This window comes from Vibrio furnissii CIP 102972, from assembly GCF_000176175.1.
In the GTDB taxonomy this organism is placed as follows: Bacteria; Pseudomonadota; Gammaproteobacteria; order Enterobacterales; family Vibrionaceae; genus Vibrio; species Vibrio furnissii.
In genome coordinates this window covers 1,114,659-1,139,477 of the sequence record NZ_ACZP01000013.1, presented here as the reverse complement: position 1 = coordinate 1,139,477, position 24,819 = coordinate 1,114,659, and the positions used below count along the sequence as shown (strand labels likewise).

Genomic DNA, 24,819 nt, shown 5'->3' with positions numbered 1-24,819 from the left:
GTGATTGAAAAGATCTGGTTTCAGCGTCACTGGATGTCTTATCTGCTGTGGCCACTGTTGTGGCCACTGAGTGTGCTCTTCGCTGCGGTGAGTCGCTCGCGCAGACACCGTTATCAACGTGGACTGAAACCGAGTTACAAAGCGCCAGTTCCCGTTCTTGTGGTGGGGAATATCACCGCCGGAGGCAACGGTAAAACGCCTGTGGTGGTGTGGCTGGTGGAAACCTTGCAAGCGTTGGGTTACAAGCCGGGGGTGGTGTCTCGCGGTTATGGAGCCAAAGCGCCGTCTTACCCGCTGGTGGTTGATGCGCAAACGCCAGCAGCCCATTGTGGCGATGAACCGAAGCTGATTCATCAGCGTACAGGGGCGCCCGTGGCAGTCGATCCAATTCGTGCTAATGCCGTGAAGGCGCTTTTGGCGCAGGCGATCGATGTCGTGATCACCGACGATGGCCTTCAGCACTACGCGTTAGAGCGCGATATTGAATTTGTCGTGATCGATGGCGTTCGTCGTTTTGGAAATGAACAGATGATCCCCCTTGGTCCACTGCGTGAACCGATTGCTCGGCTCAAAGAGGTTGACTTCATCATGACCAACGGTGGTGTGGCTCAAGATGGCGAAATTGCCATGCGCCTTCAACCTGAGCGGGCTGTCAATTTGGTTACGGGTGAGAAAGTGTCGGTCAGTGAACTGACCAATCTGGTCGCTTGGGCGGGGATTGGACACCCACCTCGCTTTTTCAACACATTAGAACAGCTCGGCGCAACCCCAGTGGTGACGCATGGGTTTGCAGACCATAAAGAATTTGATGTCTCTGAACTGCGCGTATTAGCCAGTCGCGGAGACCATGTCATCATGACAGAAAAAGATGCCGTCAAATGCACCGGCTTTGCCGAGAACAACTGGTGGTATTTACCTGTTTCAGCGGAAATTGCCGCCGAAGATAAACAGTGCATTCTGGAAACAATTAAAGAGGTAATGGAACAGTATGGATCACCGTCTGCTTGAAATCGTGGCTTGCCCAGTCTGTAAAGGCAAACTGACGTACGATAAAGATCACCAAGAGCTGATTTGTAAATTGGATCGCCTCGCTTACCCGATTAAAGAAGGGATTCCAGTGCTGCTGGAAAACGAAGCTCGCACCATGTCGATGGATGAGGGACGCTAATGTCGTTTACGGTTGTCATTCCTGCGCGCTACCAGTCGACGCGTTTACCGGGCAAACCGCTGGCGGATATCGCAGGCAAGCCAATGGTGCAATGGGTCTATGAACAAGCGATGCAAGCGGGCGCGGATCGCGTCATTGTCGCGACAGATGATGCGCGAGTAGAACAGGCCGTGAACGCCTTTGGCGGCACGGTATGCATGACATCGCCGGACCACCAGTCAGGTACTGAACGCTTGGCCGAAGTGGTGAAACGAATGGGCATCGAAGATGACCACATCATCGTCAATGTGCAAGGTGATGAACCGCTGATCCCGCCGAGTATTATTCGTCAAGTGGCCGATAATCTGGCCGCGAGCCAAGCGCCGATGGCAACCCTAGCGGTTGAAATTAGCGATGCCGAAGAGGTGTTTAACCCCAATGCGGTGAAAGTGGTGACCGACAAAGACGGGTATGCGCTGTATTTTAGCCGCGCTTCGATTCCATGGGATCGCGACAACTTTGCCAACGATAAAACCATCGTTCAACCCTTGATGCGTCATATTGGGATCTACGCGTATCGCGCCGGTTTCATCAATACTTATATCCATTGGCAGCCAAGTCAGTTGGAAAAAATTGAAAGCCTCGAACAGCTGCGCGTGCTGTGGTACGGCGAGAAAATCCACGTGGCCGTTGCGCTTGAAGCGCCGCCAGCGGGTGTAGACACGCCAGAAGATTTAGAAGCGGTGCGTCGCATCGTGGGTTAATTGTGTGAGTTCATCGCACGAACCAAATAAGAAAAGCCCCGCAATCGCGGGGCTTTTGATTACAAATTGCATGTTAGATGTTGTGTTTTGCCCGTTTAATTATGACTCTCGAAGTCATTCCTCTTCGGGCAGGTTGCGAGGATCTCTCTTCTTCCTGTCTCCTTGACCTCCTCTAGTTTGACTTCAAAACCCCACAGGCGATGCATGTGTTTCAGCACCTCCTCGTAGCTTGGATCTAAAGGAATACGATCATGCGGCACGTATTGCAGCGTGATGGAACGATCGCCACGCACGTCGACGCTGTAGACCTGAATATTCGGTTCTAAGTTGCTGAGGTTGTATTGAGCGGCCAATTTCTCCCGGATTTGGCGGTAGCCCAAGTCATCATGGATTGCGCTCACTTCGATAAAGTTTTTGTGGTCATCATCGGAGATAGCGAACAGTTTAAAGTCACGAATGATCTTCGGTGACAGGTATTGGCTAATGAAGCTCTCGTCTTTGAAGTTATGCATCGCGAAGTGGAGCGCTTCCAACCAGTCGGATCCCGCCAATTCAGGGAACCATTCGCGGTCTTCATCTGTCGGCTCTTCACAGATACGTTTGATGTCGCGGAACATGGCAAAGCCTAACGCATAGGGGTTAATGCCACTGTAGTACTGACTGTTGTAGGACGGTTGTGCCACAACGCTGGTGTGGCTATGCAAAAACTCAAGAATGAATTTGTCAGACACCAATCCTTCATCATACAGATGATTGAGAATGGTGTAGTGCCAGAAGGTCGCCCAGCCTTCATTCATCACTTGCGTTTGCTTTTGCGGATAGAAGTACTGACTCACTTTACGCACAATACGCACAATTTCGCGCTGCCACGGTTCAAGCAGGGGGGCGTGCTTTTCAATGAAGTAGAGAATGTTCTCTTGGGGTTCGCTTGGGAAACGGTGCTGATTTTCGGTTTCCGCTGTTTTTTTCGGCACGGTACGCCACAGTTCGTTCACCTGCGATTGCAGATAGGCTTCGCGTTCTTCCTGGCGAGCTTTCTCTTCCGCAATGGATATTTTTTCGGGGCGTTTGTAGCGATCCACACCGTAGTTCATTAAAGCGTGGCAGGAGTCGAGTAACTGTTCCACTTCGGCGACGCCGTACCTCTCTTCACACTGGCTAATGTAGTTCTTGGCAAACAACAAGTAGTCGATGATCGAGCTGGCATCCGTCCACGTTTGGAACAGGTAGTTGCCTTTAAAAAACGAGTTGTGTCCGTAGCACGCATGGGCCATCACCAACGCTTGCATGGTGACGGTGTTTTCCTCCATCAAATAGGCAATACATGGGTCGGAGTTGATGACAATTTCATAGGCAAGGCCCATTTGGCCGTGCTTGTAGTTCTGCTCTGTTTGAATGAATTTTTTACCGAATGACCAGTGGTTATAGTTAATCGGCATCCCAATGCTGGAGTAGGCATCCATCATCTGTTCTGCGGTGATCACCTCAATCTGATTCTGGTAAGTGTCGAGTTTGTAATGTTCAGCAACCCGTTTAATTTCAACGTGATACTGCTCGAGCAGGTCGAACGTCCAATCCGGTCCATCGGGCAACATATTGCTTTTGGTTTTGCGCTTTGAGGTCGCTTTGGTCTTTGTCGTCATGTGCGCGCTCCCTATGCTGTTTCCTTGTGGAATAGCTCCCTGAACACAGGGAAAATGTCTTCCACATTGCGAATATTCTTCATCGCGAAGTTGTCAAATGAAGGCTGCAGTTTTTCATATTCGTGCCACAGAGTTTGGTGCGAACGTCGCGTGATCTCGATGTACGCGTAGTACTGACAATACGGTAAGAGCTTGTTGGTGAGCAGCTCTTTACAGCGGGGGGAATCATCGGCCCAGTTGTCGCCATCAGATGCTTGTGCGCCGTAAATGTTCCATTCCCCGAGTGGGTATCGTGCTTCAATAATTTCGTTCATCAACTTCAAAGCACTGGAGACGATGGTGCCCCCGGTTTCTTGTGAATAGAAGAACTCATGTTCATCGACTTCTTTGGCTTGGGTATGGTGACGAATGAAGACCACTTCCACGTTCTCGTACGTTCGCGTGAGGAACAGATACAACAACACATAAAACCGTTTGGCGATATCTTTGGTGGCTTGATCCATCGAGCCAGATACGTCCATCAAGCAGAACATCACGGCTTGGCTGGAAGGGACGGGTCTCTTTTCATAGTTCTTGAATCGTAAATCGAATGTATCGATAAACGGCACGCTATCAATTTTGGCGCGTAACGCTTCAATTTCCTGTTTGAGGCGACGTTCTTCCAGCAGCTGCGCAGGTTCGGCGTGCTGAATTCGCTCCAGTTCGGCTTCCAGTTCGTTCATTAAGCGGCGTTTACCTGCGGTCATTGCCGTGCGACGAGCCAAGGATTGTTGCAATGAACGCACCACGGAAATGTTGGCTGGAATCCCGGCTGTTTGGAAGCCGGAACGGTGGGTTTTCCATTCCGTAATTTTGTTGACTTGATTCTTCTTGAGGTTTGGCAGTTCCAGATCCTCAAACAGAATATCTAAATATTCGTCTTTGGAAATTTGGAATACAAAATCGTCTTCGCCTTCACCATCCGGGCTGGCTTCCCCTTCACCTGAGCCGCCCCCTTGGCCACCTTTCGGCCGTTCGATTTTGTCGCCGCGAATGAATTGATCATTTCCCGGGTGCACGCGTTCACGCAGGCCGCCTTTACCTTGATGGAAAACGGGCTCTTTGATGTCACGATGCGGAATAGAAACGTCTTCGCCGGTTTCCGTGTTGGTGATGGAACGACGATTGACGGCATCAGCGACCGATTCCTTGATCTGCTCTTTGTAACGGCGTAAGAAACGCTGTCTGTTGACTGCGCTCTTGTTCTTGCCGTTCAACCTTCTGTCGATAAATTGCGCCATGAGATTCTCCCTGTATACGTCCCCCAGTGAGCGTTGTTCGCTCAAACGACTTCGGGCCTGCCCTGTGTGTTAGACCAGCAGAAGTGGCATCCTATCCGAATGCCACCGCAACTGAGGCCTGGGCTGATTGACTGTTAAGAGGATTTACGTACGCGTAAATACCACTCAGACAGCAATCGGACTTGCTTCTCTGTATAGCCCTTCTCCATCATACGGGCGACAAAGTCGTCGTGTTTCTTCTGATCGTCAGAAGAGGTTTTCGCATTGAAGGAGATAACAGGAAGTAACTCTTCGGTATTCGAGAACATTTTTTTCTCGATCACGGTGCGTAGTTTTTCGTAACTGGTCCAAACCGGGTTTTGACCGTTGTTGTTGGCACGCGCACGCAACACGAAGTTGACGATTTCGTTACGGAAATCTTTCGGGTTACTGATGCCGGCAGTTTTCTCGATTTTTTCCAGTTCGCTGTTGAGTGCCGAACGGTCAAACAACTGACCGGTTTCTGGATCGCGGTATTCTTGGTCTTGAATCCAGAAGTCAGCGTAGGTGACGTAGCGATCAAAGATGTTCTGACCGTATTCAGAGTAAGACTCAAGATAAGCGGTCTGAATTTCTTTGCCGATGAATTCAACATAACGCGGTACCAGATACCCTTTGAGGAATTCTAGATAGCGTTCTGCGGTTTCTTGTGGGAACTGTTCGCGCTCGACTTGTTGCTCAATGACGTAGAACAGATGCACTGGGTTGGCGGCAACTTCACTGTGATCGAAGTTAAACACGCGAGACAAAATTTTGAACGCGAAACGGGTCGACAGACCCGACATCCCTTCATCGACGCCGGCGTAATCACGATATTCCTGATAGCTTTTCGCTTTCGGGTCGGTGTCTTTGAGCGTTTCACCATCGTAGACCCGCATTTTCGAGAACACAGACGAGTTCTCGGGGGTTTTTAGGCGTGACAGTACGCTGAATTGGGCCAGCAGATCCAAGGTGCTTGGCGCGCAAGGGGCTTGCGACAACTCACTGTGATCCAGCAGTTTTTGGTAGATTTTGACTTCTTCCGACACACGCAGACAGTAAGGCACTTTGACGATGTACACACGGTCGAGGAACGCCTCGTTGTTTTTGTTGTTACGGAAGGTTTGCCATTCGGACTCGTTCGAGTGCGCCAGAATCATGCCGTCAAACGGCAGGGCAGAGAGGCCTTCGGTCCCGTTGTAGTTGCCTTCCTGCGTGGCAGTCAATAGGGGATGCAGCACTTTGATCGGTGCTTTAAACATCTCAACGAATTCCATCAAACCTTGGTTAGCTCGACACAATGCGCCGGAGTAGCTGTAGGCGTCTGGATCATCTTGTGAGAAGTGCTCGAGTTTACGAATGTCGACTTTACCGACCAGTGATGAAATATCTTGGTTGTTTTCGTCGCCCGGTTCGGTTTTGGCGACCGCAATTTGGTCGAGAATCGAAGGGCGCACTTTGACGACTTTAAATTTGGTGATGTCGCCACCGAATTCGTGTAGGCGTTTGGCTGCCCAAGGCGACATGATTGAACGCAGATAGCGTTTTTCAATACCATATTCCTGTTTCAATAGGTCACCGTCTTCGGTGACGTCAAACAGGCAAAATGGGTGGTCATTCACCGGGCTGCGCTCCCCGTTGACGGACAACACATAAATCGGCATTTGTTGCATCAAGGCTTTGAGTTTTTCAGCCAGTGATGATTTACCCCCGCCCACTGGGCCGAGTAAGTACAAAATTTGTTTCCGCTCTTCCAATCCTTGGGCCGCGTGTTTGAGGTAAGAAACGATTTGTTCGATAGCGTCTTCCATCCCGTAGAAGTCTTCGAACGTTTTGTAGCGAGAAATCACACGGTTTGAAAAGATTCGGCTAAGTCGTGGGTGTTTCGATGTATCGACAAACTCAGGTTCGCCGATGGCCATTAGCAAGCGCTCCGCTGCATTGGCGTAAGCACTTTTGTCTTCTTTACACAGAGCTAGAAACTCCTGAATGGAAAGCTCTTCGTCCTTGGCTGCTTCATAGCGTGCCTGAAAGTGGTCAAAAATACTCATAGTGATTCCCCTCTGAAAATGTCGTGATGACATACAACCGCTTAAAAACACAAATCCCTAACAAATTAAGCCTAGTTCGCAATTGTCGATTTTGCTTAGAGATTATGTATTTATTTCAAATTCGTGACTGGAATGACGTCTTTTCTATTATCTATTTTTACGATGAATGCGAGCGAAATGTTCAATTGATTTTGCAGGAGAATGCGAGGCGTTTTCGCTGAAATTGGCACTTCGCTGACTGAAAATTGGCGAATTTCCGGTCAAAGATTGTGTGCTGGGGGGACACGTCGTATCATTTGTCTCTCATCCTTTTTATACAACAATTTCACAAGGTCAGTATGCGCTATCCAATTTTCAAAGCGGCTTGGGCGGTTTCGGCTCTCGCGGCTTCATCCTTTGCACACGCAGAAATGAACCAATGGTCAGTCGGGGTTGCTGCGGCATACTCACCTGCGGTGTATAAAGATACGTCGTCAAACCGTACGGTCATTCCTGTGATTGGCTATGAAGGTGAACACCTATTTTTGCGTGGTTTTACCGCCGGTTATCGTTTGATGCCGATCGGCTCTGAACAGAACATTGTGTTTCGTTTGGCCTACGACCCACGCACACTCAAACCAGAAGATTCGGATGACCCGCAAATCCGGTTGTTGGATAAGCGCAAGTCGACGGTACTCGGTGGTGTGAGTTATCAGCTCCGTACCTTGGTGGGCATGTGGGAAGCCTCGGTGGGCGCCGATGTGGCTGGTCGTCACAACGGGATGTACGGTGAAATTGCTTGGCGTTTGCCGCTGCGTTTCTCGAACTGGGGCATTACGCCGGCGATCGGTTATTCATACAACTCCGACAAACTCAACAACCACTTGTACGGTGTCTCGGCCAGTGAATCGGCACGCAGCGGTTTGCAAGAATATGATGCCGGATGGGATGGGCAGTACTTTATTGGTGCGTCAGCCTACTGGTCGATTACGCGCAGCGTGCGTGTCAATGGCGGCATTCGTTACTCGAACCTCGACAGTGATTTGTCCGACAGCCCCGTGGTTGGCCGCGATACCAGCGTGATGGGCACTTTGGGCATCGCTTACGTGTTCTAATGACGGGTGAGCAAAGGCGATGACATCGTTGCATGCTCACGATGAGGTTTGAATCATGACAAAAGGCTGGGATTCCCAGCCTTTTTCGTTCCGCTTATGCGTTAAAAATCTGTCTCAGTTCACTGGCAGACAAGTGGTATTGACGTGGGCAGTTGCGCCACGTGGTCAACATGCGGCGATATTTCTCCTGCATTGGCATTTGGCTGTTGAAGTGGTGATCGCCTTTGTCGAATTGCGGGTAGAGGCCTTCAGCGTTCACAAGGAAGCGAACGTAATTCACCAATTGTGCTTCCGACGCAATGTCGTAGCCAAGGTAGTTCAGGCGACGAACATCCACATCTTTGCGCTCATCCTCTTCCAACATGTTGAACGACTCTTGCATCGCGTGGTACATCTCCATGATGTCGATCACTTCGCGGCATTGCGCTTCAGAGATGCAGCCAAACTCTTTATTCAGTTCGCACATCTGCAACTCGTAACCACGTTCAACGATGGTTTGCAGACGTTTGTATTTGGCAGCGTTCTGCGGATCAAGCTGAGACATTAATGTGTATTGGTTAGACAGGATCAGACGTTGTGCGTTTGTCATTTCCATAGCTGGCCTCACTAAAAGTTAAACTGTGTCATTTTTTCTGAGTTAAGGTTAACAGTACGGGTAGGCCTGAAACATGATCTCAACACGGATTTAATGGAGAAAGTACAAAATATCTGCATCTTTTATCGTTTTCGTTGAGGCAGTGCTCGGTGCGCAGCGTGTTATCGGTGATGGCCTGCGAGCCTTACTTGTGATAGTGATTGTAGATGTAATCTCGATCGGAAAAGACGCGTAACCATTCGGGCTTAAACACACAAAGAATCGCCAGTGCCATGCCGTTGAGCAGGCCTTCAGGAAACGCCAATAACGGCACAAGAATCAGATAATTGCTGTAGATGGTTTGCCAATCGTGCACGCCCAATGCCAGTTGGTAGAGCGTGTTCAGCAGTAAATGCAAACTGCCGGTCATACCGCCATTAAAAAAGCCCGCAACGAAGATGAACACAAAGATGTTACGGGGCAAGTAGTGATAACTAAGTGCGAAAATTGCGTAGCTGATGAGAATGGGCAGCAGCGCAGAAAGTAGCAAATATTCGGGCACGTCATACACACCCAGTTTCCCCACCACGACCAGTGCGGCGGTGACAGGAATGGTGAGTAGGAATGCGCAGCGCCAGCCATACATCATCGTCAGGGTGGTGAGGGCAAGGAAGTGAATGTGTAACCCTTCTTTGACGCTGGCTTGCGCGGACCAAAGCAAAAACAGGGCAAACATCACGAAGTAGGTGAGGTGCTGAAATGTTTTCTCATGCGTGAATTTGGGCCAGAACGAAGTCCGGACATCACGTGCAGTCCCCACAATAAACAGTAGGATCACGACCAGCGAGGCCAATTCTTCCAGTTGCACGCGAACTCCTTTCCATAAAAATACCAGCGCTATGGCTGGTATTTTTTACGATTCGCTCGTGGGATTGAATCAGTATTTTACGTTTGAGTGATACTGCTCAAGGATTGACACGATTTTATCCATGGTTTCTTTGCTCGGTGGGTTCACACCTTCCAGTGGATACGTTTCACCCATCGCTTCCCATTTGTGAGCGCCCAATTTGTGGTATGGCAACAATTCGATTTTTTCGACGTTGTCCATGTCCTGAATAAATTGACCCAGCAGGTGCGCCGATTCTTCATCGTCCGTGTAGCCAGGAACGACCACGTAACGAATCCACGTCTTCTTGCCCATCTTTTGCAGATAGCGGGCAAAATCCAGTGTGCGTTTGTTCGATACGCCAATCAGATCTTGGTGAATTTCGTCTTGCATCTGTTTGATATCAAGCATCACCAAATCGGTCACGTCCAAGACTTCATCGATTACAGGGGTGTATTTACGAATGTAGCCATTGGTGTCAAGACAGGTATGAATCCCTTCAGCTTGTGCAGCGCGGAAAAAGTCGCGCACGAATTCCGGTTGCAGCATCGATTCACCGCCCGAACACGTCACGCCGCCGCCAGATGCGTTCATAAAGTGACGATAAGACTTCGCTTCTGCGATGATTTCTTCAACAGACACTTCTTTACCTGTGTGGGTATCCCAAGTGTCTCGGTTGTGGCAGTACTTACAACGGAATAAGCAACCTTGCAGAAAAATAATGAATCGAATGCCGGGGCCATCAACAGTGCCGCAAGATTCAAATGAATGGATACGACCAGTAGTAGACATAAGCTGCTCTCGTTTGCTGAATGTGTTCGTTATTTTATTACAAAAGGTAGGGTTTAAATAGGTTTTCCTTGTCCAATCTGTTGGCGACGAACGCTGGGCATAAAAATAATCGATTATAGATAAAATTATGTTATAAACTTGTTATTAATTATAAGAAAAGCAAACACAAGATTTACGTTTTCCTTGATGTCGTCAGTCATTTGCACCGTGGTAAGGAATGAATGCATGGAAGTATTTAATCTCTCTCAAAAACAGAAAATCATCGCGTTTATCGTGATTCTTTGTATCGGGTTTAGTGCGTTGGGGGTTTACACCGCCAGCAGCTTGTCGAGCATGAGCGCGCAGTATCAACAAAGCCGAAAAATCACCACCGGCGCGGTCGCTATCCACGCCACTCAAGCTAAATTGCTGACGTTGGCTGCCGAGCGTGATGATCTCAGCGCTGCCCAAGTGAGCGAGACCACCACTCAGCTCAGTGAATTGCTGTCGGAAGTGGCCAACGATGTACAGTTTCTACAATCGAGCGGTTTGAATGATGAAGCCAATCAACTCGGCCAAGCCACTCAGGAATTTGGTGATGCGCTGCGCCCTTGGATGAACATCAAAGGGGAGCTGGGCTTTAATGTTGAAGAAGGCAAACTCGGGGAACTGAAGTCATTGGCCGGAACCATTGAAAAGAAAATTGCAGAAACCGGCATGGTGACGTTGAACTCGGACTTTCAAGCGATGATCAAAGCGCAACAAAATTACTTGTTGCAACCCAACGATCAAAACCTCAAGTTGTTTAACCGCGCCATGGCAGGGTTCGTCAACATGTCGAATACCTACGCCATGCTAGAGCTGTATGAAAAAGAGGTTGAGCAGTTCAAAGCGACGTTCGCGCGCGTCAGTGAGTTGTCTCAGCAGGTGAAAGTGCAGGAAGCGGCATTGGTGAACAGTGAAACGCAAGCGCAGTCGCTCATTGAATCGATTTCTGAAAAACTCGAAACCATGAGTGGCCGCTATCAAAGCGCGGCAGACCGAGCGGGTAGCAATACGTTGTGGTCGGTGCTGGTGGCCTGTGCGGTGTTGGCGGTGATCACCATATCCATTTTTGTGATGCTCAGTCTTTCGTTGTCGCGTTCGTTGTTGCAAACCAAAGCGATTTTGGAACGTTTATCCGGCGGCGATTTGTCGCAACGTTTGACCATTACGCGCAATGCCAACGATGAATTTAATCAACTGGCGGTGGCGATCAACCAAAGCTGTGAGAACCTGGGTGAGTTGGTCAAAGCGGTGCAAGATCGCAGCCAAGCGTTGTCCGGTGATGCGGCTGAGCTCAATGCCGGGGTGGACAACTTGGCGCGCAGTCAGTCGGATATCTTGGGGCAAACACAATTGTTAGCGTCCGCCACGGAAGAGGTGAGTGTCACCACGCAAGAAGTGTCGAATTCACTGGAGTTTGTGTCGGATGTGAGTAAATCCTCGACCCAAGCGGCAGAAGATGGCTCAAAGGTTATCGCCGCGGCGATTGGTTCGTTGGAAGATGTGGGCAAAATTTTGAGCTCGGCAGCAGGGCACATTCAGCAGCTTGAACAAGCGTCGTCGAAAGTTGATTCCGTAATGGAAATCATCAATGGCATTGCTGAGCAAACCAACTTGTTGGCGCTCAACGCGGCGATTGAAGCAGCCCGGGCTGGCGAGCAGGGAAGAGGTTTTGCCGTGGTGGCTGATGAAGTTCGTAGCTTAGCGGTGCGCACGGTTGATGCGGTGACCGAGATTTCAGGCACCATTGAAACGATGAAAAAAGAGAGCGCTGAGGTGATTCAGTACATTGGTCAGTCCGAGCACAGCATGAAGACCGGCCAAGAGCGCGGGATGGAAGCGATGGAAGCGCTGACGCACATTACTGAAAAGGCGGAACAAGCGGCCCATCAAACAGAAGTGATTTTTGCATCGATGAAAGAGCTGGCCACCACCAGTCAATCGATGGCCGACAGCATGACGCAGATTTCCAGTGCGATGAAACAGCTGGAAGAAAACAACGATCAGTTGCGTTCAACCAGCCAGATTGTGGACCAGCGTTCGACCAGTCTAAACAGCGATTGTCAGCGCTTTACGATTTAACTGAACGGTTTAACGGCCGATACGATTTCACTGGCGAGCAATTGAATCACCCGAGCAATTGAATCACCGATGCAATCGTCGATCAGAAAAAGCCATAGAGTGTAAAAGAGCCGGTACTGTGTAGAGCGTCCCGGCTCTCTTTATATTCCGCGCTGTTGGCAGCAACCGCAAGGCTCGCCCCCATTCGTGAACCGTACCAAGCGGCGCCAAAGACGGCTGTCGCTTGAACCGGTTCGACAGTGACTTCGTAGTAACTGGGTTCGTGGTCTAAGTCGTTCAGCGGTCGGTGCCCTTCAATGGTTAAATCGTTAAAGCGATATCGTGCTTCAATACCCGTGTAAACAAACCACCCTTGGCTGGATGCGCCAATCATGCCGGGTAAAAATGGCTTTTCTGCGGAGATTTGCGCGCTGCCAAAGTTGCCTGCGAGATCTTGTCCCCAGCGCAGCATGATGCCAGTGGCGATGTCGCTACGAAAGTTACCCACATTCACTTCCGACACGTTGGAGACGTCCCACTCCAAGCCTTGCCAAGTCCGTGAACGCATCCAATTAAAATGGCCGAGATAGCCGACGCTGCCTGCGACTTTATCTTCCACTTGATAATCCCAACCGTTGGGATCGTCGGAGTTGGTGATGCTATGTACTAGGGTTTGTGCGCGCTCCGAGAGCGAGCTGTCGCCTGTGGTACCGATCGTCAGGTTAAAGCGCTGCGCTTGTTGCGAGTGAAGGCTGAGGTAGTTGAACTCCGCATGCAAATAACCTGCATAAGGACGTTCGTTGGCTTGCGGTTTTTCCAAGGTAATGTCGGCTGGAGTCCACATTTTGTGGCCCACGCTGATTTCCCATTTATCGAGGCTGCTGGCTCCCCAAGCGGATACGCTTAAGGGCTTTGCCCACCAAGGGGGGCGAATGCCTTGAGAGGTATAGGTGAAAAAAATACCGTTGGTGTAATCTTCATCAACCCCAAAAATGCCGTCATTGTCCAAGTGCATCGACAAGGTGGCTTGCGTGGCAGCCAATGCTGGCCCGCAAAGCAAAGTAAGAGGTAATAGGCGCAATAACTTCATAGAAGGCTACATCATTCCGTCAGAGAGTGATGATGGTAGCGTAAAAGTCGATTCAAGTATGAATAAAGCGGATTTGATGCAGTGAAATTGAGGTGTGGGTTACATTAATATGCAACTTGTTTATTTAACTGATTTTTAGATTGAAATAAAAGAAAATCCCCGCTCAATGAGCGGGGATTGATCATCGACTATGTCGAGACTGAAACTTATAGTGATTCAGTGAAAGTACGAGCGATAACGTCTTGCTGCTGTTCAGTAGTCAGAGAGTTAAAGCGTACTGCGTAACCAGATACACGGATAGTCAGTTGTGGGTACTTCTCTGGGTGTTTCACTGCGTCTAGCAGAGTTTCACGGTTCAGTACGTTCACGTTTAGGTGCTGACCACCTTCGATGCCAGATTCATGGTGGAAGTAACCATCCATCAGACCAGCAAGGTTAGCGCGTTGTGAGCCTTCTTCTTTACCCAGTGCGTTTGGCACGATAGAGAAGGTGTAAGAGATACCGTCTTTAGCGTGTGCAAATGGTAGTTTACCTACTGAAGTCAGTGATGCAACAGCACCTTTCTCATCACGGCCGTGCATTGGGTTTGCACCAGGACCGAATGGAGCGCCAGCACGACGACCGTCAGGTGTGTTACCAGTTTTTTTACCGTATACCACGTTTGAAGTGATAGTCAGGATAGACTGAGTAGGAATCGCGTTGCGGTAAGTTTTCAGTTCACGAATCTTGTTCATGAATACTTCAACTAGTTGACATGCGATGTCATCAACACGTGCATCGTTGTTACCGAATTTAGGGTAATCGCCTTCGATTTCGAAATCGACTGCAACGCCATCTTCGTCACGGATTGGTTTAACAGTTGCGTATTTGATTGCAGACAGAGAGTCAGCAGCAACAGACAGACCAGCGATACCACAAGCCATTGTACGTTTCACATCACGATCGTGCAGTGCCATCAGTGACGCTTCGTAGCTGTATTTGTCGTGCATGAAGTGGATAGCGTTCAATGCAGTGACGTATTGTTTTGCCAACCAGTCCATGAAGTGGTCCATTTTGTCCCATACTTCATCGAAATCCAGAACTTCTGAAGTGATTTTTGGCATTTTAGGACCAACTTGTGCTTTAGATTTTTCATCCACACCACCGTTGATGGTGTAAAGCATAGTTTTCGCCAAGTTTGCACGAGCACCGAAGAACTGCATTTGTTTACCAATAACCATTGGAGATACACAACATGCGATCGCGTAGTCGTCAGAATCGAAGTCTGGGCGCATCAAATCGTCGTTTTCGTATTGGATAGAAGACGTGTCGATTGAAACTTTTGCACAGAATTTTTTGAAGCCTTCTGGCAGTTTTTCAGACCAAAGTACAGTGATGTTTGGCTCTGGAGAAGGACCCATGGTGTATAGGCTGTTCAGGAAGCGGAAGTTAGTTTTGCTAACTAGAGTACGGCCGTCAAGACCCATACCACCGATAGATTCAGTTGCCCAGATTGGGTCGCCAGAGAACAGTTCATCGTACTCAGGAGTACGTAGGAAACGAACCATACGCAGTTTCATCACGAAATGGTCGATCATTTCTTGCGCTTGTTCTTCAGTGATTGTGCCTGCTTTCAGGTCACGTTCGATGTACACGTCTAGGAAAGTCGAAGTACGACCTAGAGACATTGCAGCACCGTTTTGTGATTTAACTGCAGCTAGGTAGCCGAAGTAAGTCCATTGGATTGCTTCTTGTGCAGTTTCTGCTGGGCGACCGATGTCAAAACCGTATTTCGCAGCCATTTTTTTGATTTGGCCAAGAGCACGGTGTTGCTCTGCGATTTCTTCACGCAGTTGCATGGTCATTTGCAGATCTTCGCCGTTTTCAAACTGCTCTTGTAGAGAAGTGAATTGAGCGAATTTGTCAGCCATCAGGAAGTCGATACCGTAAAGTGCGATACGACGGTAGTCACCGATGATACGACCGCGGCCGTATGCGTCTGGAAGACCAGTCAGTACGCCTGATTTACGACAAGCAAGAATTGCTGGTGTGTAGATGTCAAATACACCTTGGTTGTGAGTTTTACGGTACTCGGTGTAGATTTTTTTAACTTCAGGGTCTAGTTCACGGCCGTAAGCGTGGCAAGAACTCTCAACCATGCGGATACCACCGTTAGGGATAAGAGCACGTTTCAGAGGTTTTTCGGTTTGAAGACCAACGATTGTTTCTAGGTCTTTATTGATGTAGCCCGCATCGTGAGCTGTGATGGTAGAGATAACAGAAGTATCGAAATCAACAGGAGCGTGAGTTGAGTTTTCTTGTTTGATACCTTCCATTACTTGTGCCCAAAGCTTGTTAGTTGCTTCGGTGCCTTCAGAAACTAGGAAAGATTCGTCACCCTCGTAAGGAGTGTAGTTCTTTTGAATAAAATCACGAACATTGACTTCGTTTTGCCAGTCACCTGCTGCAAAACCTTCCCAAGCTTTAGCAAATTGCTCTGCCATGACATACCTACCTTTTTAGTAGAAAAAACACGTACTGTTTCGCCGTTGAGCCAGCTATCCTGCATGTAATGCGGGAGGCAGTACACTCATTGAATAACAATATCTATATTCAATCTATACGCAAAAATTATACTCATCTGTTTGAATATAGATATTGTTATTTGTTCCCCTTGATTGGCAATGTAAGCTAAAAAAAACTCGTAAACCTTAAACTAAATCAATAAAAGTTAAAAATTTCAAATAAAGTTTGGGTAGTGCTAAGCACTACCCAAAGTATTGTTGAATCCCGAGTTGCCGCTTTACAGCCAAGCCTTGAGGCCATATTGGCTTTCCAGCATACCCACAGCAAGCATAGCAACTAAACAGATAATAAACACGCCGACTGGAATAATGATTTTATCGGCGAATGACAGGCGTGATGCACGCTCTTTGTCACCAATCAAACCATTGTTATCCAAGAACATGGTCAGCGCCCATGCTAAAACTGGGTTCGTAACAATAGAAGCAAAGATACAAATACCAGCTGCTTGTGAATCTTTCGTGTCACGGACCATTTGCATACCCGCTTCAAGTAGCGGTAGGGAGACACCAACTAATAGTGCCACACGCATCACTGGCGGCCATACCGCTACGTCCATTGGGAAACCAAGAATCGCAACAATGATACAGAATGAACCAAGTAGGATGGCACCAGCTGGGATCGGACGCTTCGCGATCGCCGCTGGAATCATGTATGTCCCCCAAGACGACGTAATGTTACCGCCACCAACGGCAGTCCCCACCATCTGGCGTACAGAACACATGGTCATGGTGTCATCGACATCCATCAGCACTTTCTCAGTTTTGCGCGGGTAGTTCAGCTCTTGGAAGATGCGGTGGCCGAGGAAGTCAGGTGACCACATGGCAACGGCAAGAATCGCGAACGGTAGTGAAGCAATAAAGTGTTCTACGTTCGGCAGACCCAGCATCCAACCTTGTTCAGTGCTGCCCCACCAGTAAACTGGGTTAAGGTTTGGTAAGCCCATTTGGGTTTCAAACTTGATGTCAAAACCTGCACCCAGAACCAGCGCAATCGCCAGACCGGTAAAGGCACACACCGGGATGGCCAGCCAGCGTTTGTTCACTTTGGCAAGGTACGCATAAATAGCGACAGTCACACCCAGAACAATCAAGCCCACATAACCCATGCTGCCCGCTTCAACGCTCGCCGATTGCAGACCAACGGCCCACTCTTGGATGGAGGTGATCTGACTCATGGTGCCGGTCAATCCTAAGAAGATGAGCAAGCCACCGGCGGTTCCTTCCGAGGTGAGGTTCACCAGTTTTGAACCACCTTTTAAGAAGCTCAGAATCAGGCCAAACACACCGATCAGAATCGCCAGTGCCAGTGGGTGAGCACCCGCCAGAGCGATCGTTCCGATCAATGGGATCATTGGACCATGGTTCCCCGCAAGGTTTGCGCGTGGGTTGAGAAAGCCTGAAGAAATGATACAGAACAGCAGTGCTGGGATCAGCATTTCTACACGTGCCACTTCAATCGCAAAGTCTTTACCAAGCGAGACATGATCCCAAGCTTGGGTCAGCCCCTCAGCCCAAGACATCATGACGGCAGAGTACATCGCGATAATGCCGATGGTACCAGCAAGTGCTGGCACTAAGTCTTCAAGTTCAAAACGGAAGTCACGACCAGGCAGGTTCAGGCCGAAGCGACGTGGCTTCATGATCTGCAGTTCGTGGTCTAGGTAATCGGAGCGGCTTGCAAACTCAGATGCTGGACGGTGGAGCTCTTTATAGCTCTTTGTGTCGATGTCTGAGCGCTCTTGATTGACTACGTCTGACATAGATTCCTCATATGTTAAAAGTAAGTAATTCTTAATTGAATTCTAAATAAATTGCCGAAGCGAAACGGTTTAAACTGCATAAGTGTTCATTTTTGCAATGACTATGCATAACCAACTGATTGAATACAGAGTTTTTATTTACTCTTTTATTTGTTGGCGAGTTTAGCGTGCTAACCCCTTAGGGTGATTGATCTTGATCACTTTAAGAATAGATATGAAATTAAGCTACATTACACGAATGAAATCAGTCACATACTGGCGATTAAGTGTGAAATTTAATTTCAAATTGTAAGTATTCTTTCCAAAAATTTGTTCAGTTTGAGAGATGTATCACTTGGTGACAAATGTTGCCCAGAAATCTTGCGGCAGGTCTTACTTTTATAAAAATGTTAATAAATGTCAGTAAATTTTTCTTCTGGTTTCGTGTGATTCTATGCGGTGTTTGGAGAAGAATTGGCTAAAACTTGAATTACTAGTCAGATTAAATAACTAAATATACTGATTTTTTAGGTTAATGATTTGTTGCATGTTATTGGGGAGAGTGCTAGTTTGTATCCGAAATTGAGCTGGAATGCTCGGCAGTGATAAAAAATACAGGGAGTTAGAGCGCATGACTGATGTAGCCGCGCTGGATATCAAAAACCTGCACAAAACGTTTGGCCAGAACGAGGTTCTGAAGGGCATTTCACTTCAGGCTCACAAAGGTGACGTGATTTCGATCATCGGTTCATCGGGTTCTGGCAAAAGTACCTTTCTTCGATGCATCAACTTATTGGAAACACCCACTGCAGGTGAAATTTGGGTCAAAGGTGAACTGATCCAAATGAAGAAAAACCGACAGGGGGAATCGTCTCCAGCCAATGAAAAGCAAGTCCAACGCATCCGTTCGCGTCTGGCGATGGTTTTTCAAGGTTTCAACTTATGGTCGCACATGACCGTGCTGGAAAATGTCATTGAGGCTCCCGTGCACGTCCTTGGCGTCCCCAAAGCTCAGGCGATCGAGAACGCAGAGATCCTGCTCAAAAAAGTTGGTCTTTACGAGCGTCGCGATTACTACCCAGGTCACTTATCTGGTGGTCAGCAACAACGTGCGGCGATTGCTCGCGCGCTGGCAGTGGATCCGGAAGTGATGCTGTTCGATGAACCAACATCCGCGCTTGACCCTGAATTGGTTGGCGAAGTGCTTGGCGTGATGCGTGATCTGGCTGAAGAAGGACGCACCATGTTGGTGGTAACCCACGAAATGGCGTTTGCGCGTGATGTCTCTAACCACGTGATGTTCTTGCATCAAGGGCGTGTCGAAGAGCAGGGGAATCCGGCCAAGTTGTTCAGTGACCCAGATTCAGAACGTCTGAAACAGTTTATTTCATCAATTTATTGATTTTTATGCCCAAGGTTTGTCGTCGGAATGCCGCGGTGGCACCGAAGTATGAACTCGCAGCGTAGAGCAACAACAAACACAACAATACAATCACAGGAGTATGGAAATGAAAAAGTGGTTATTAGTGGCGGCTTTGGCAGCAACAGCAGCAACGGGCGTCGCCCAAGCGAAAGAATGGAAAACCGTTCGCTTCGGCATTGAAGGCGCGTACCCTCCGTTTAGCTGGACAGAAGCAGATGGCTCTCTGAAAGGCTTTGACGTGGATATGGCCAACGCTTTGTGTAAAGAGATGCAGGTGCAATGTAAGATCGTTCCACAGGATTGGGATGGCATCATTCCATCGCTGTTGGCACGTAAATATGATGCCATCATCGCGGCGATGTCTATTACCGAAGAGCGTAAGAAAAAAGTCGATTTCACCAACAAATACGCGCTGATCCCTAATAAATTTATCGCGAAAAAAGGCGCACAGCTCGACTTCACGAAAGAAGGTCTGAAAGGGGTGAAAATTGGTGTTCAACGTGCCACTACACACGATAAATACCTGACTGACAACTATGGCGATGCGGTTGAGATCGTGCGTTATGGTTCATTTGATGAAGCGTATTTAGATCTGGCGAATGGCCGTATCGCAGCCGTTCTGGGTGATGCGTCGGCACTGGAAGATGGCGTGCTAAACAAACCGGGTGGTGAAGGCTACGAATTCGTGGGTCCTTCATTGACTGATCCGAAATGGTTCGGTGACGGCTTTGGTATCGCAACACGTAAACAAGACAAAGATCTGACAGAGAAACTAAATGCTGCGATCGATGCCCTACGTGCGAAAGGCGAATACCAACAAATCGCCGCGAAATACTTCAAATATGATGTTTACGGCGAATAATCAGCCGAACACAACGCGACCGTTCGTGTTGAGATAATAAAAGGCATTCCTGGTTGCTGGTTCCTAGTTCGTAGCAGTACCCAGCAACCAGGCTTTCAGGGACTAGGAACATTGTTATGCTGGATTTACAGGGATACGAAGCCTCCATTTTCAAAGGAGCCGTGCTGACCATCGAAGTTGCCGTGCTTTCACTGCTGCTAGCGATGCTGTTAGGCATGTTAGGTGCGTTGGCCAAACTCGCACCGTACCGTTGGGCGAGAGCCATTGCGACCGTTTATACCACCATCATTCGCGGTATTCCGGACTTGGTTCTGATGATGCTCATTTTCTTTGGTGGCCAAATTCTTCTCAACAACAGTTTGTATGCCATCAACGAATGGTTGAACAACTGGTTTATGTCTAGCGACCCGAACCACGAATGGGTCTCTTATCTACCGGATTACATTGATGTCAGCCCGTTTATCGCGGGGGTGCTGACCATCGGTTTTATCTTCGGCGCGTACATGGCAGAAACCTTTCGCGGCGCCATTATGGCAGTCGACAAAGGCGAACTTGAAGCTGCAAAAGCTTATGGCATGAGTGCCGCACTCGCGTTTCGTCGCATTCTCTTACCGCAAATGATTCGTCACGCGTTGCCCGGTTTTGGCAACAACTGGCTGGTGCTGCTGAAAACCACGGCGTTGGTGTCGATCATCGGTTTGGAAGATATGGTGCGGATGAGTTCGCTGGCAGCAGGTTCCACTAAAATGCCATTTACGTTCTACATGGCGGTCTCGATCATCTTTCTTCTATTTACCAGTGTTTCCACCGGTCTGTTGAAGATCGTTGAACGAAAATTCAGTATTCACACGAGGTAAACGACTATGGATTTTTCTCTCATTATCGGAAGTTTGCCTATCTATTTCAGTGGCCTGTGGACGACGGTTTGGCTGGTGGGGGTTGCACTGGTCATCGGGCTCAGCATTGCGATTCCATTGGCGATTGCGCGCAACAGTCGCAATTATGCGATTAGCACGCCGGCGTGGGCATATATCTACTTTTTCCGTGGAACGCCGCTGCTGGTTCAGTTGTATCTCATTTATTACGGCATGGATCAGTTTTTCCCAGTGAAAGACACTTTGTGGGAAAATGCATGGTTTTGTGCGTTGGTCTCGTTCGTGCTCAATACATCGGCTTACACCGCTGAAATCATTCGTGGCGCCATCAACGGGTTACCCAAAGGTGAAGTGGAAGCGGCCAAAGCGTATGGCATGAGCACATGGAAAACCTATCGCCGAGTGGTGTTGCCAAGCGCATTGCGTCGTGCATTGCCGGCCTACAGTAATGAAGTGATCTTCATGTTACACGGCAGCGCTGTGGCGGGGATCGTCACCATCATGGATTTGACGGGGGCAGCGCGCTTGGTCAACTCGCGCTACTACGCGCCATTTGAGTCATTCCTTACCGCTGGTCTGTTTTACATGTCGCTCACGTTTATCATTATCTTCTGCTTCAAAAAAGCAGAGAAACGCTTCCTCGCGTATCTACGTCCTCTGAGTTAACGTCTTGAGGCGAACGCCTCGACGGAGCGACAACGCAATGAGAATAGCCCCGAATTCGGGGCTTTTTGATCTATCGCAGGTGCAGTTTAATTTGAAAAGACCGACCAAATCGGTGCGTGGTCAGAAGGTTTCTCAATGCCGCGTAGTTCGTAGTCGATTCCAGCTTCGACACATGTTGCGGCCAACGATGGCGTGGCCAGAATCACATCAATGCGCAGGCCGCGGTTGTCATCGAACCCTTTTGAGCGGTAATCGAACCACGAAAACTGATCGTTAACCGCCGGATGCAGTTTACGGAATGTATCTTCAAAGCCCCAATCTAGCAGGGTTTTTAACCACTGACGCTCTTCAGGTTGGAATGAACATTTGCCCGTTTTTAGCCAGCGTTGACGGTTCGGCTCACCAATGCCGATATCCAAGTCAATTGGGCTGATGTTGATGTCGCCCATCACAATCAGTTGATCGTCTTTCGTGTGGTAGTCATTCAGATAGGTCATCAGATCCGCGTAGAACTGGCGCTTATAGGGAAATTTCGTCTCATGACTGATGTTGTCGCCCTGAGGGAAGTACCCGTTCATGACCGTGACTTTTTGGCCTTGTTCATTGAGGAAGGTCGCCATGATCATACGTTTTTGATGATCATCATTGTCGGTTGGGAAGCCTTTGCGGACTTCCAAGGGCGTTTGCTTGCACAGCATAGCGACGCCGTAATGCGCTTTTTGACCGTGGAAGTAAACCTTGTAGCCCATCGCTTCCACGTCTTCGAGTGGAAACGCTTCATCATGAACTTTGATTTCCTGTAGGCCAATTACGTCAGGCTGATGTTTATCAATGACTGCTTGAAGTTGGTGTAGTCGAGCACGCAAGCCGTTGATATTAAAGCTGATGACTTTCATGGTTTGTCCTTTCTTATGGTTTTAATCAACGATGTTACCAGCTTCAAAAGTGATCACAAGACGAAAAACCTCTGCAATACTGTCTGAGTCAGGAAGTTGTAAAAACGGTGTAAACTTTCAGTTGATAAATCGATAGATTGTGGTCTAATTTCAAGCTTCCTTGTTCGATTAAAGGGCAAATGGCGCAAGCATAAGGATGTTGTATGCGAACACTATCAGTTCAGTGGAAAATTACGCTGATGGCGGGAATCTGCCTTCTCGTGACGTCACTTTCTCTTATTGGCTTTTCGGTTTATAACGCAGTCAATAATCAAAAAATCATCAAACAGCAAAGTGCTGCTTCGGTGATCAACAAATCTCAGCAACTGCTGCAGACACGTGCTCAGTTAAATGCGACTGAAATTTCTGAATTCCTCAATGAAGCCATTTATCGAGCGGAAATGCTCGCGTCCAACGCGCTGTTCTTAAAAACCAATGCTGAAGAAAATTTCGGCGACAGCGAAGAACTGCGCACATCGCTGGACGACATGGTGCGCAAATCGGTGCTGAACTTTGCGACCATCGATGGGGCGTATCTGGTTTTCAAACCCAACATGCTCGACAGCGAGGACGACAACTACATCAATGCGGATTACGTTGGCTCGAATGAAAAAGGTCGTTTTGCACCTTACTGGATGACGACTGCCAATGGTGAAAATGTGGTGGCGAATGTGCTGAGTGAAAAATCGCTGGCCGATTCAGCCAACAGCGAGCGATTTTATTGTCCGCTCAGTAGCGGTGAAGCGTGTGTCACCACGCCGCGTTTGATTGAACAAGACAATGGCGGACTCTTGGCGACATCGATTTCCGTGCCAATCAAAATTGATGATGTTGCGGTTGGTTTTTACGGGATTGATCTAAAACTCAATCCGCTGCTGAAAATTGCTCAAGATTCGGATCGCAGCCTGTTCGGTGGCAATGGCCGAGTGTTTATCATTAGTTTGGATGGGACGTTGATCGCAAGTGATGACAACGCATTACCGATCGGTCAGCCGTTTTCAGGTTCGACTCTAAGCGGCGATCAAGTGACGGATCTGTTGTTTGGCAATGAAGTCAAAACACAATGGACGGATGATCGTGCGTGGCTAACGGTGTTTGCACCGATTCATGTAGCCAATCAAACGTGGGGCGTGATCTTTGAGATGCCACGCAGCAGTGTGTTGGCAGATGCCAATGAACTCGATAGCGTGATTTCCACACAAGTGGAAAACGGGGTGAAAGCAGAGCTTATTGCCGGCTTGTTGTTTGTTGTACTCGGTCTGCTGATTATTGCTCTGACAGCGTCGCGCATTGTGAAACCGATTCGGGCCGTCGTGGTTCGTTTGAAAGACATTGCTTCAGGTGAAGGGGATTTGACGCAGCGTTTGGCGGTGGCTTCCCAAGATGAAGTCGGCCAACTGGCATTGGGATTCAACCAATTTCTGGATAAGTTGCAGTCGACCATTCGTCAGGTGGTGGATGCGACCCATTCCGTGGCGGCGACTTCTGAGCAATCCAAAGTGGCGGCCGCACAAACTCGCTTGCGTAGTGAATCGCAGTTCAAAGAGGTTGACTTGGTGGCGACGGCGTCGGAAGAGATGACCCAGACGGCAAGTCTGGTGGTTCATAATGCTGAAAACGCGGTGAAGGCGGCAGAGCAAGCGAATCATTCGGCGCAGTTGGGGCAAAATGTTATCGAAGCATCTGAGCAAGAAATGCTCAAACTGGTGCAGAAAATGAGCGAAGCCGTGCCGGTGGTGGAAGAATTGGCGCAGAACAACGCGAATATCACGGAAATTCTGGAAGTCATCGAAGGTATCTCAGAGCAGACCAACTTGTTGGCCCTGAATGCGGCAATTGAAGCTGCACGGGCAGGGGAGCAAGGACGAGGATTTGCGGTGGTCGCAGATGAAGTGCGTAATTTGGCCAGCCGAACACAAGATTCCGTCGGCGAAATTCGTTTGGTGATTGAGCAAGTTCACAAAGGCACGCGAGATGTGGTTGCCGCAATTCAAGACAGTAATCAACTGGCCAATGGGACTGCGCAACAAGTTCAAAACGCTGTGGCTGAACTGGGACAGGTGTTTGATGCCATCGCCTCGATCAATGACATGAATTCGCAGATTGTGAAAGCGGCGGAGGAGCAGCAAACGGTGTCGGCAGAAGTCAATCAAAGTGTGGCCAACATTCGAGATCTCAGCGCGCAAATCCTAGAGCAAGCCGGGGAATCGGAAGCGGTCGGAACGCAGATCAGCGAGCTGAGCCAAGAACAACAACGGCTGGTGTCACAGTTTAAAGTCTAAATCGAAACAAGAGCGCAGTGGCGCTCTTTTTTTCACTGAAATTTTCGCC

The 24,819-nt window shown here is 48.7% G+C and carries 20 protein-coding genes; 10 read left to right on the top strand and 10 right to left on the bottom strand.

The features are described from left to right. Genes lpxK through kdsB form a run of 3 tightly spaced genes read left to right on the top strand, consistent with a single transcriptional unit; the run spans position 1 to position 1,911 of the window. On the top strand, positions 1-1,008 hold the full coding sequence (lpxK, locus tag VFA_RS09305; RefSeq protein WP_004726450.1) for a tetraacyldisaccharide 4'-kinase: 1,008 nt from the start codon (positions 1-3) through the stop codon (positions 1,006-1,008). After that, positions 989-1,168: a Trm112 family protein gene (locus VFA_RS09300; protein ID WP_004726449.1), complete on the top strand. Its 180-nt coding sequence runs from the start codon at positions 989-991 to the stop codon at positions 1,166-1,168. The genes lpxK and VFA_RS09300 overlap by 20 nt, the downstream gene beginning before the upstream one ends. After that, a complete protein-coding gene (gene kdsB / locus VFA_RS09295) occupies positions 1,168-1,911 on the top strand; it encodes a 3-deoxy-manno-octulosonate cytidylyltransferase (protein ID WP_004726448.1) in 744 nt (247 codons plus the stop codon). Before VFA_RS09300 ends, kdsB begins: the two co-directional genes overlap by 1 nt. 95 nt (positions 1,912-2,006) lie before the next feature. Here kdsB and VFA_RS09290 read toward each other — a convergent pair whose 3' ends face one another. From VFA_RS09290 to VFA_RS09280, 3 genes are all read right to left on the bottom strand, one after another. Further along, entirely contained in the window at positions 2,007-3,554 is a 1,548-nt protein-coding gene (locus VFA_RS09290) for a SpoVR family protein (protein WP_004726447.1), read from the bottom strand. Between the two features lie 11 nt (positions 3,555-3,565). Beyond that, the gene (locus VFA_RS09285) at positions 3,566-4,834 is read right to left on the bottom strand and encodes a YeaH/YhbH family protein (protein WP_004726446.1); all 1,269 of its coding nucleotides are present in this window, start codon (positions 4,832-4,834) and stop codon (positions 3,566-3,568) included. 134 nt (positions 4,835-4,968) lie between these two features. Further along, on the bottom strand, positions 4,969-6,903 hold the full coding sequence (locus VFA_RS09280) for a PrkA family serine protein kinase (protein ID WP_004726445.1): 1,935 nt from the start codon (positions 6,901-6,903) through the stop codon (positions 4,969-4,971). A gap of 338 nt (positions 6,904-7,241) precedes the next feature. On the opposite strand from VFA_RS09280, the gene VFA_RS09275 reads away from it, so the two are divergent. After that, positions 7,242-7,997: a MipA/OmpV family protein gene (locus VFA_RS09275; protein WP_004726444.1), complete on the top strand. Its 756-nt coding sequence runs from the start codon at positions 7,242-7,244 to the stop codon at positions 7,995-7,997. Positions 7,998-8,091: 94 nt separating this feature from the next. On the opposite strand, the gene VFA_RS09270 is transcribed toward VFA_RS09275, so the two are convergent. The 3 genes from VFA_RS09270 to pflA all read right to left on the bottom strand — a co-directional run bounded on the left by VFA_RS09270 (position 8,092) and on the right by pflA (position 10,249). Next, the gene (locus tag VFA_RS09270; RefSeq protein ID WP_004726443.1) at positions 8,092-8,592 is read right to left on the bottom strand and encodes a YfbU family protein; all 501 of its coding nucleotides are present in this window, start codon (positions 8,590-8,592) and stop codon (positions 8,092-8,094) included. 184 nt (positions 8,593-8,776) lie between these two features. After that, positions 8,777-9,415: an energy-coupling factor ABC transporter permease gene (locus VFA_RS09265; protein WP_370447169.1), complete on the bottom strand. Its 639-nt coding sequence runs from the start codon at positions 9,413-9,415 to the stop codon at positions 8,777-8,779. Between the two features lie 93 nt (positions 9,416-9,508). After that, the gene (pflA, locus tag VFA_RS09260) at positions 9,509-10,249 is read right to left on the bottom strand and encodes a pyruvate formate lyase 1-activating protein (protein ID WP_004726441.1); all 741 of its coding nucleotides are present in this window, start codon (positions 10,247-10,249) and stop codon (positions 9,509-9,511) included. Positions 10,250-10,474: 225 nt separating this feature from the next. Here pflA and VFA_RS09255 point away from each other — a divergent pair, with 225 nt between their 5' ends. Continuing rightward, the gene (locus VFA_RS09255; protein WP_004726440.1) at positions 10,475-12,355 is read left to right on the top strand and encodes a methyl-accepting chemotaxis protein; all 1,881 of its coding nucleotides are present in this window, start codon (positions 10,475-10,477) and stop codon (positions 12,353-12,355) included. A gap of 82 nt (positions 12,356-12,437) precedes the next feature. Here the strand turns inward: VFA_RS09255 and VFA_RS09250 are convergent, their stop codons facing one another. The 3 genes from VFA_RS09250 to VFA_RS09240 all read right to left on the bottom strand — a co-directional run bounded on the left by VFA_RS09250 (position 12,438) and on the right by VFA_RS09240 (position 17,748). Beyond that, positions 12,438-13,424 (bottom strand): lipid A deacylase LpxR family protein, encoded by a 987-nt coding sequence (locus tag VFA_RS09250; RefSeq protein ID WP_038151329.1) that lies wholly within the window; start codon positions 13,422-13,424, stop codon positions 12,438-12,440. Between the two features lie 206 nt (positions 13,425-13,630). Next, a complete protein-coding gene (gene pflB, locus VFA_RS09245) occupies positions 13,631-15,907 on the bottom strand; it encodes a formate C-acetyltransferase (RefSeq protein ID WP_004726438.1) in 2,277 nt (758 codons plus the stop codon). A 299-nt stretch (positions 15,908-16,206) separates the two neighbouring features. Further along, on the bottom strand, positions 16,207-17,748 hold the full coding sequence (locus VFA_RS09240) for a DUF3360 family protein (RefSeq protein ID WP_004726437.1): 1,542 nt from the start codon (positions 17,746-17,748) through the stop codon (positions 16,207-16,209). Positions 17,749-18,358: 610 nt separating this feature from the next. Between VFA_RS09240 and VFA_RS09235 the strand changes: the two genes are divergently transcribed. From VFA_RS09235 to VFA_RS09220, 4 genes are all read left to right on the top strand, one after another. Beyond that, positions 18,359-19,129 carry an ABC transporter ATP-binding protein gene (locus VFA_RS09235; protein WP_038151475.1) on the top strand — a complete coding sequence of 257 codons (771 nt, stop codon included), beginning with the start codon at positions 18,359-18,361 and terminating at the stop codon, positions 19,127-19,129. 106 nt (positions 19,130-19,235) lie between these two features. Further along, positions 19,236-20,012 (top strand): ABC transporter substrate-binding protein, encoded by a 777-nt coding sequence (locus VFA_RS09230; RefSeq protein ID WP_004726435.1) that lies wholly within the window; start codon positions 19,236-19,238, stop codon positions 20,010-20,012. A 116-nt stretch (positions 20,013-20,128) separates the two neighbouring features. Continuing rightward, positions 20,129-20,869, top strand: a complete 741-nt coding sequence (locus tag VFA_RS09225; RefSeq protein WP_004726434.1) for an ABC transporter permease — start codon at positions 20,129-20,131, stop codon at positions 20,867-20,869. Positions 20,870-20,875: 6 nt separating this feature from the next. Next, positions 20,876-21,553, top strand: a complete 678-nt coding sequence (locus VFA_RS09220; RefSeq protein ID WP_004726433.1) for an ABC transporter permease — start codon at positions 20,876-20,878, stop codon at positions 21,551-21,553. An 86-nt stretch (positions 21,554-21,639) separates the two neighbouring features. Here the strand turns inward: VFA_RS09220 and xthA are convergent, their stop codons facing one another. Next, positions 21,640-22,449: an exodeoxyribonuclease III gene (xthA, locus tag VFA_RS09215; RefSeq protein ID WP_004726432.1), complete on the bottom strand. Its 810-nt coding sequence runs from the start codon at positions 22,447-22,449 to the stop codon at positions 21,640-21,642. Positions 22,450-22,652: 203 nt separating this feature from the next. Here xthA and VFA_RS09210 point away from each other — a divergent pair, with 203 nt between their 5' ends. Continuing rightward, positions 22,653-24,770, top strand: coding sequence for a methyl-accepting chemotaxis protein (locus VFA_RS09210; RefSeq protein WP_038151328.1), 2,118 nt, complete (start codon positions 22,653-22,655; stop codon positions 24,768-24,770). Positions 24,771-24,819 lie beyond the last annotated feature (49 nt).

Coding starts and splice junctions, on each gene's coding strand:
- VFA_RS09300 (WP_004726449.1), top strand. CDS start 989: ATGGATCACCGTCTGCTTGAAATCGTGGCTTGCCCAGTCTGTAAAGGC.
- kdsB (WP_004726448.1), top strand. CDS start 1,168: ATGTCGTTTACGGTTGTCATTCCTGCGCGCTACCAGTCGACGCGTTTA.
- VFA_RS09290 (WP_004726447.1), bottom strand. CDS start 3,554: ATGACGACAAAGACCAAAGCGACCTCAAAGCGCAAAACCAAAAGCAAT.
- VFA_RS09285 (WP_004726446.1), bottom strand. CDS start 4,834: ATGGCGCAATTTATCGACAGAAGGTTGAACGGCAAGAACAAGAGCGCA.
- VFA_RS09280 (WP_004726445.1), bottom strand. CDS start 6,903: ATGAGTATTTTTGACCACTTTCAGGCACGCTATGAAGCAGCCAAGGAC.
- VFA_RS09275 (WP_004726444.1), top strand. CDS start 7,242: ATGCGCTATCCAATTTTCAAAGCGGCTTGGGCGGTTTCGGCTCTCGCG.
- VFA_RS09270 (WP_004726443.1), bottom strand. CDS start 8,592: ATGGAAATGACAAACGCACAACGTCTGATCCTGTCTAACCAATACACA.
- pflA (WP_004726441.1), bottom strand. CDS start 10,249: ATGTCTACTACTGGTCGTATCCATTCATTTGAATCTTGCGGCACTGTT.
- VFA_RS09255 (WP_004726440.1), top strand. CDS start 10,475: ATGGAAGTATTTAATCTCTCTCAAAAACAGAAAATCATCGCGTTTATC.
- VFA_RS09250 (WP_038151329.1), bottom strand. CDS start 13,424: ATGAAGTTATTGCGCCTATTACCTCTTACTTTGCTTTGCGGGCCAGCA.
- pflB (WP_004726438.1), bottom strand. CDS start 15,907: ATGGCAGAGCAATTTGCTAAAGCTTGGGAAGGTTTTGCAGCAGGTGAC.
- VFA_RS09240 (WP_004726437.1), bottom strand. CDS start 17,748: ATGTCAGACGTAGTCAATCAAGAGCGCTCAGACATCGACACAAAGAGC.
- VFA_RS09235 (WP_038151475.1), top strand. CDS start 18,359: ATGACTGATGTAGCCGCGCTGGATATCAAAAACCTGCACAAAACGTTT.
- VFA_RS09230 (WP_004726435.1), top strand. CDS start 19,236: ATGAAAAAGTGGTTATTAGTGGCGGCTTTGGCAGCAACAGCAGCAACG.
- VFA_RS09225 (WP_004726434.1), top strand. CDS start 20,129: ATGCTGGATTTACAGGGATACGAAGCCTCCATTTTCAAAGGAGCCGTG.
- VFA_RS09220 (WP_004726433.1), top strand. CDS start 20,876: ATGGATTTTTCTCTCATTATCGGAAGTTTGCCTATCTATTTCAGTGGC.
- xthA (WP_004726432.1), bottom strand. CDS start 22,449: ATGAAAGTCATCAGCTTTAATATCAACGGCTTGCGTGCTCGACTACAC.
- VFA_RS09210 (WP_038151328.1), top strand. CDS start 22,653: ATGCGAACACTATCAGTTCAGTGGAAAATTACGCTGATGGCGGGAATC.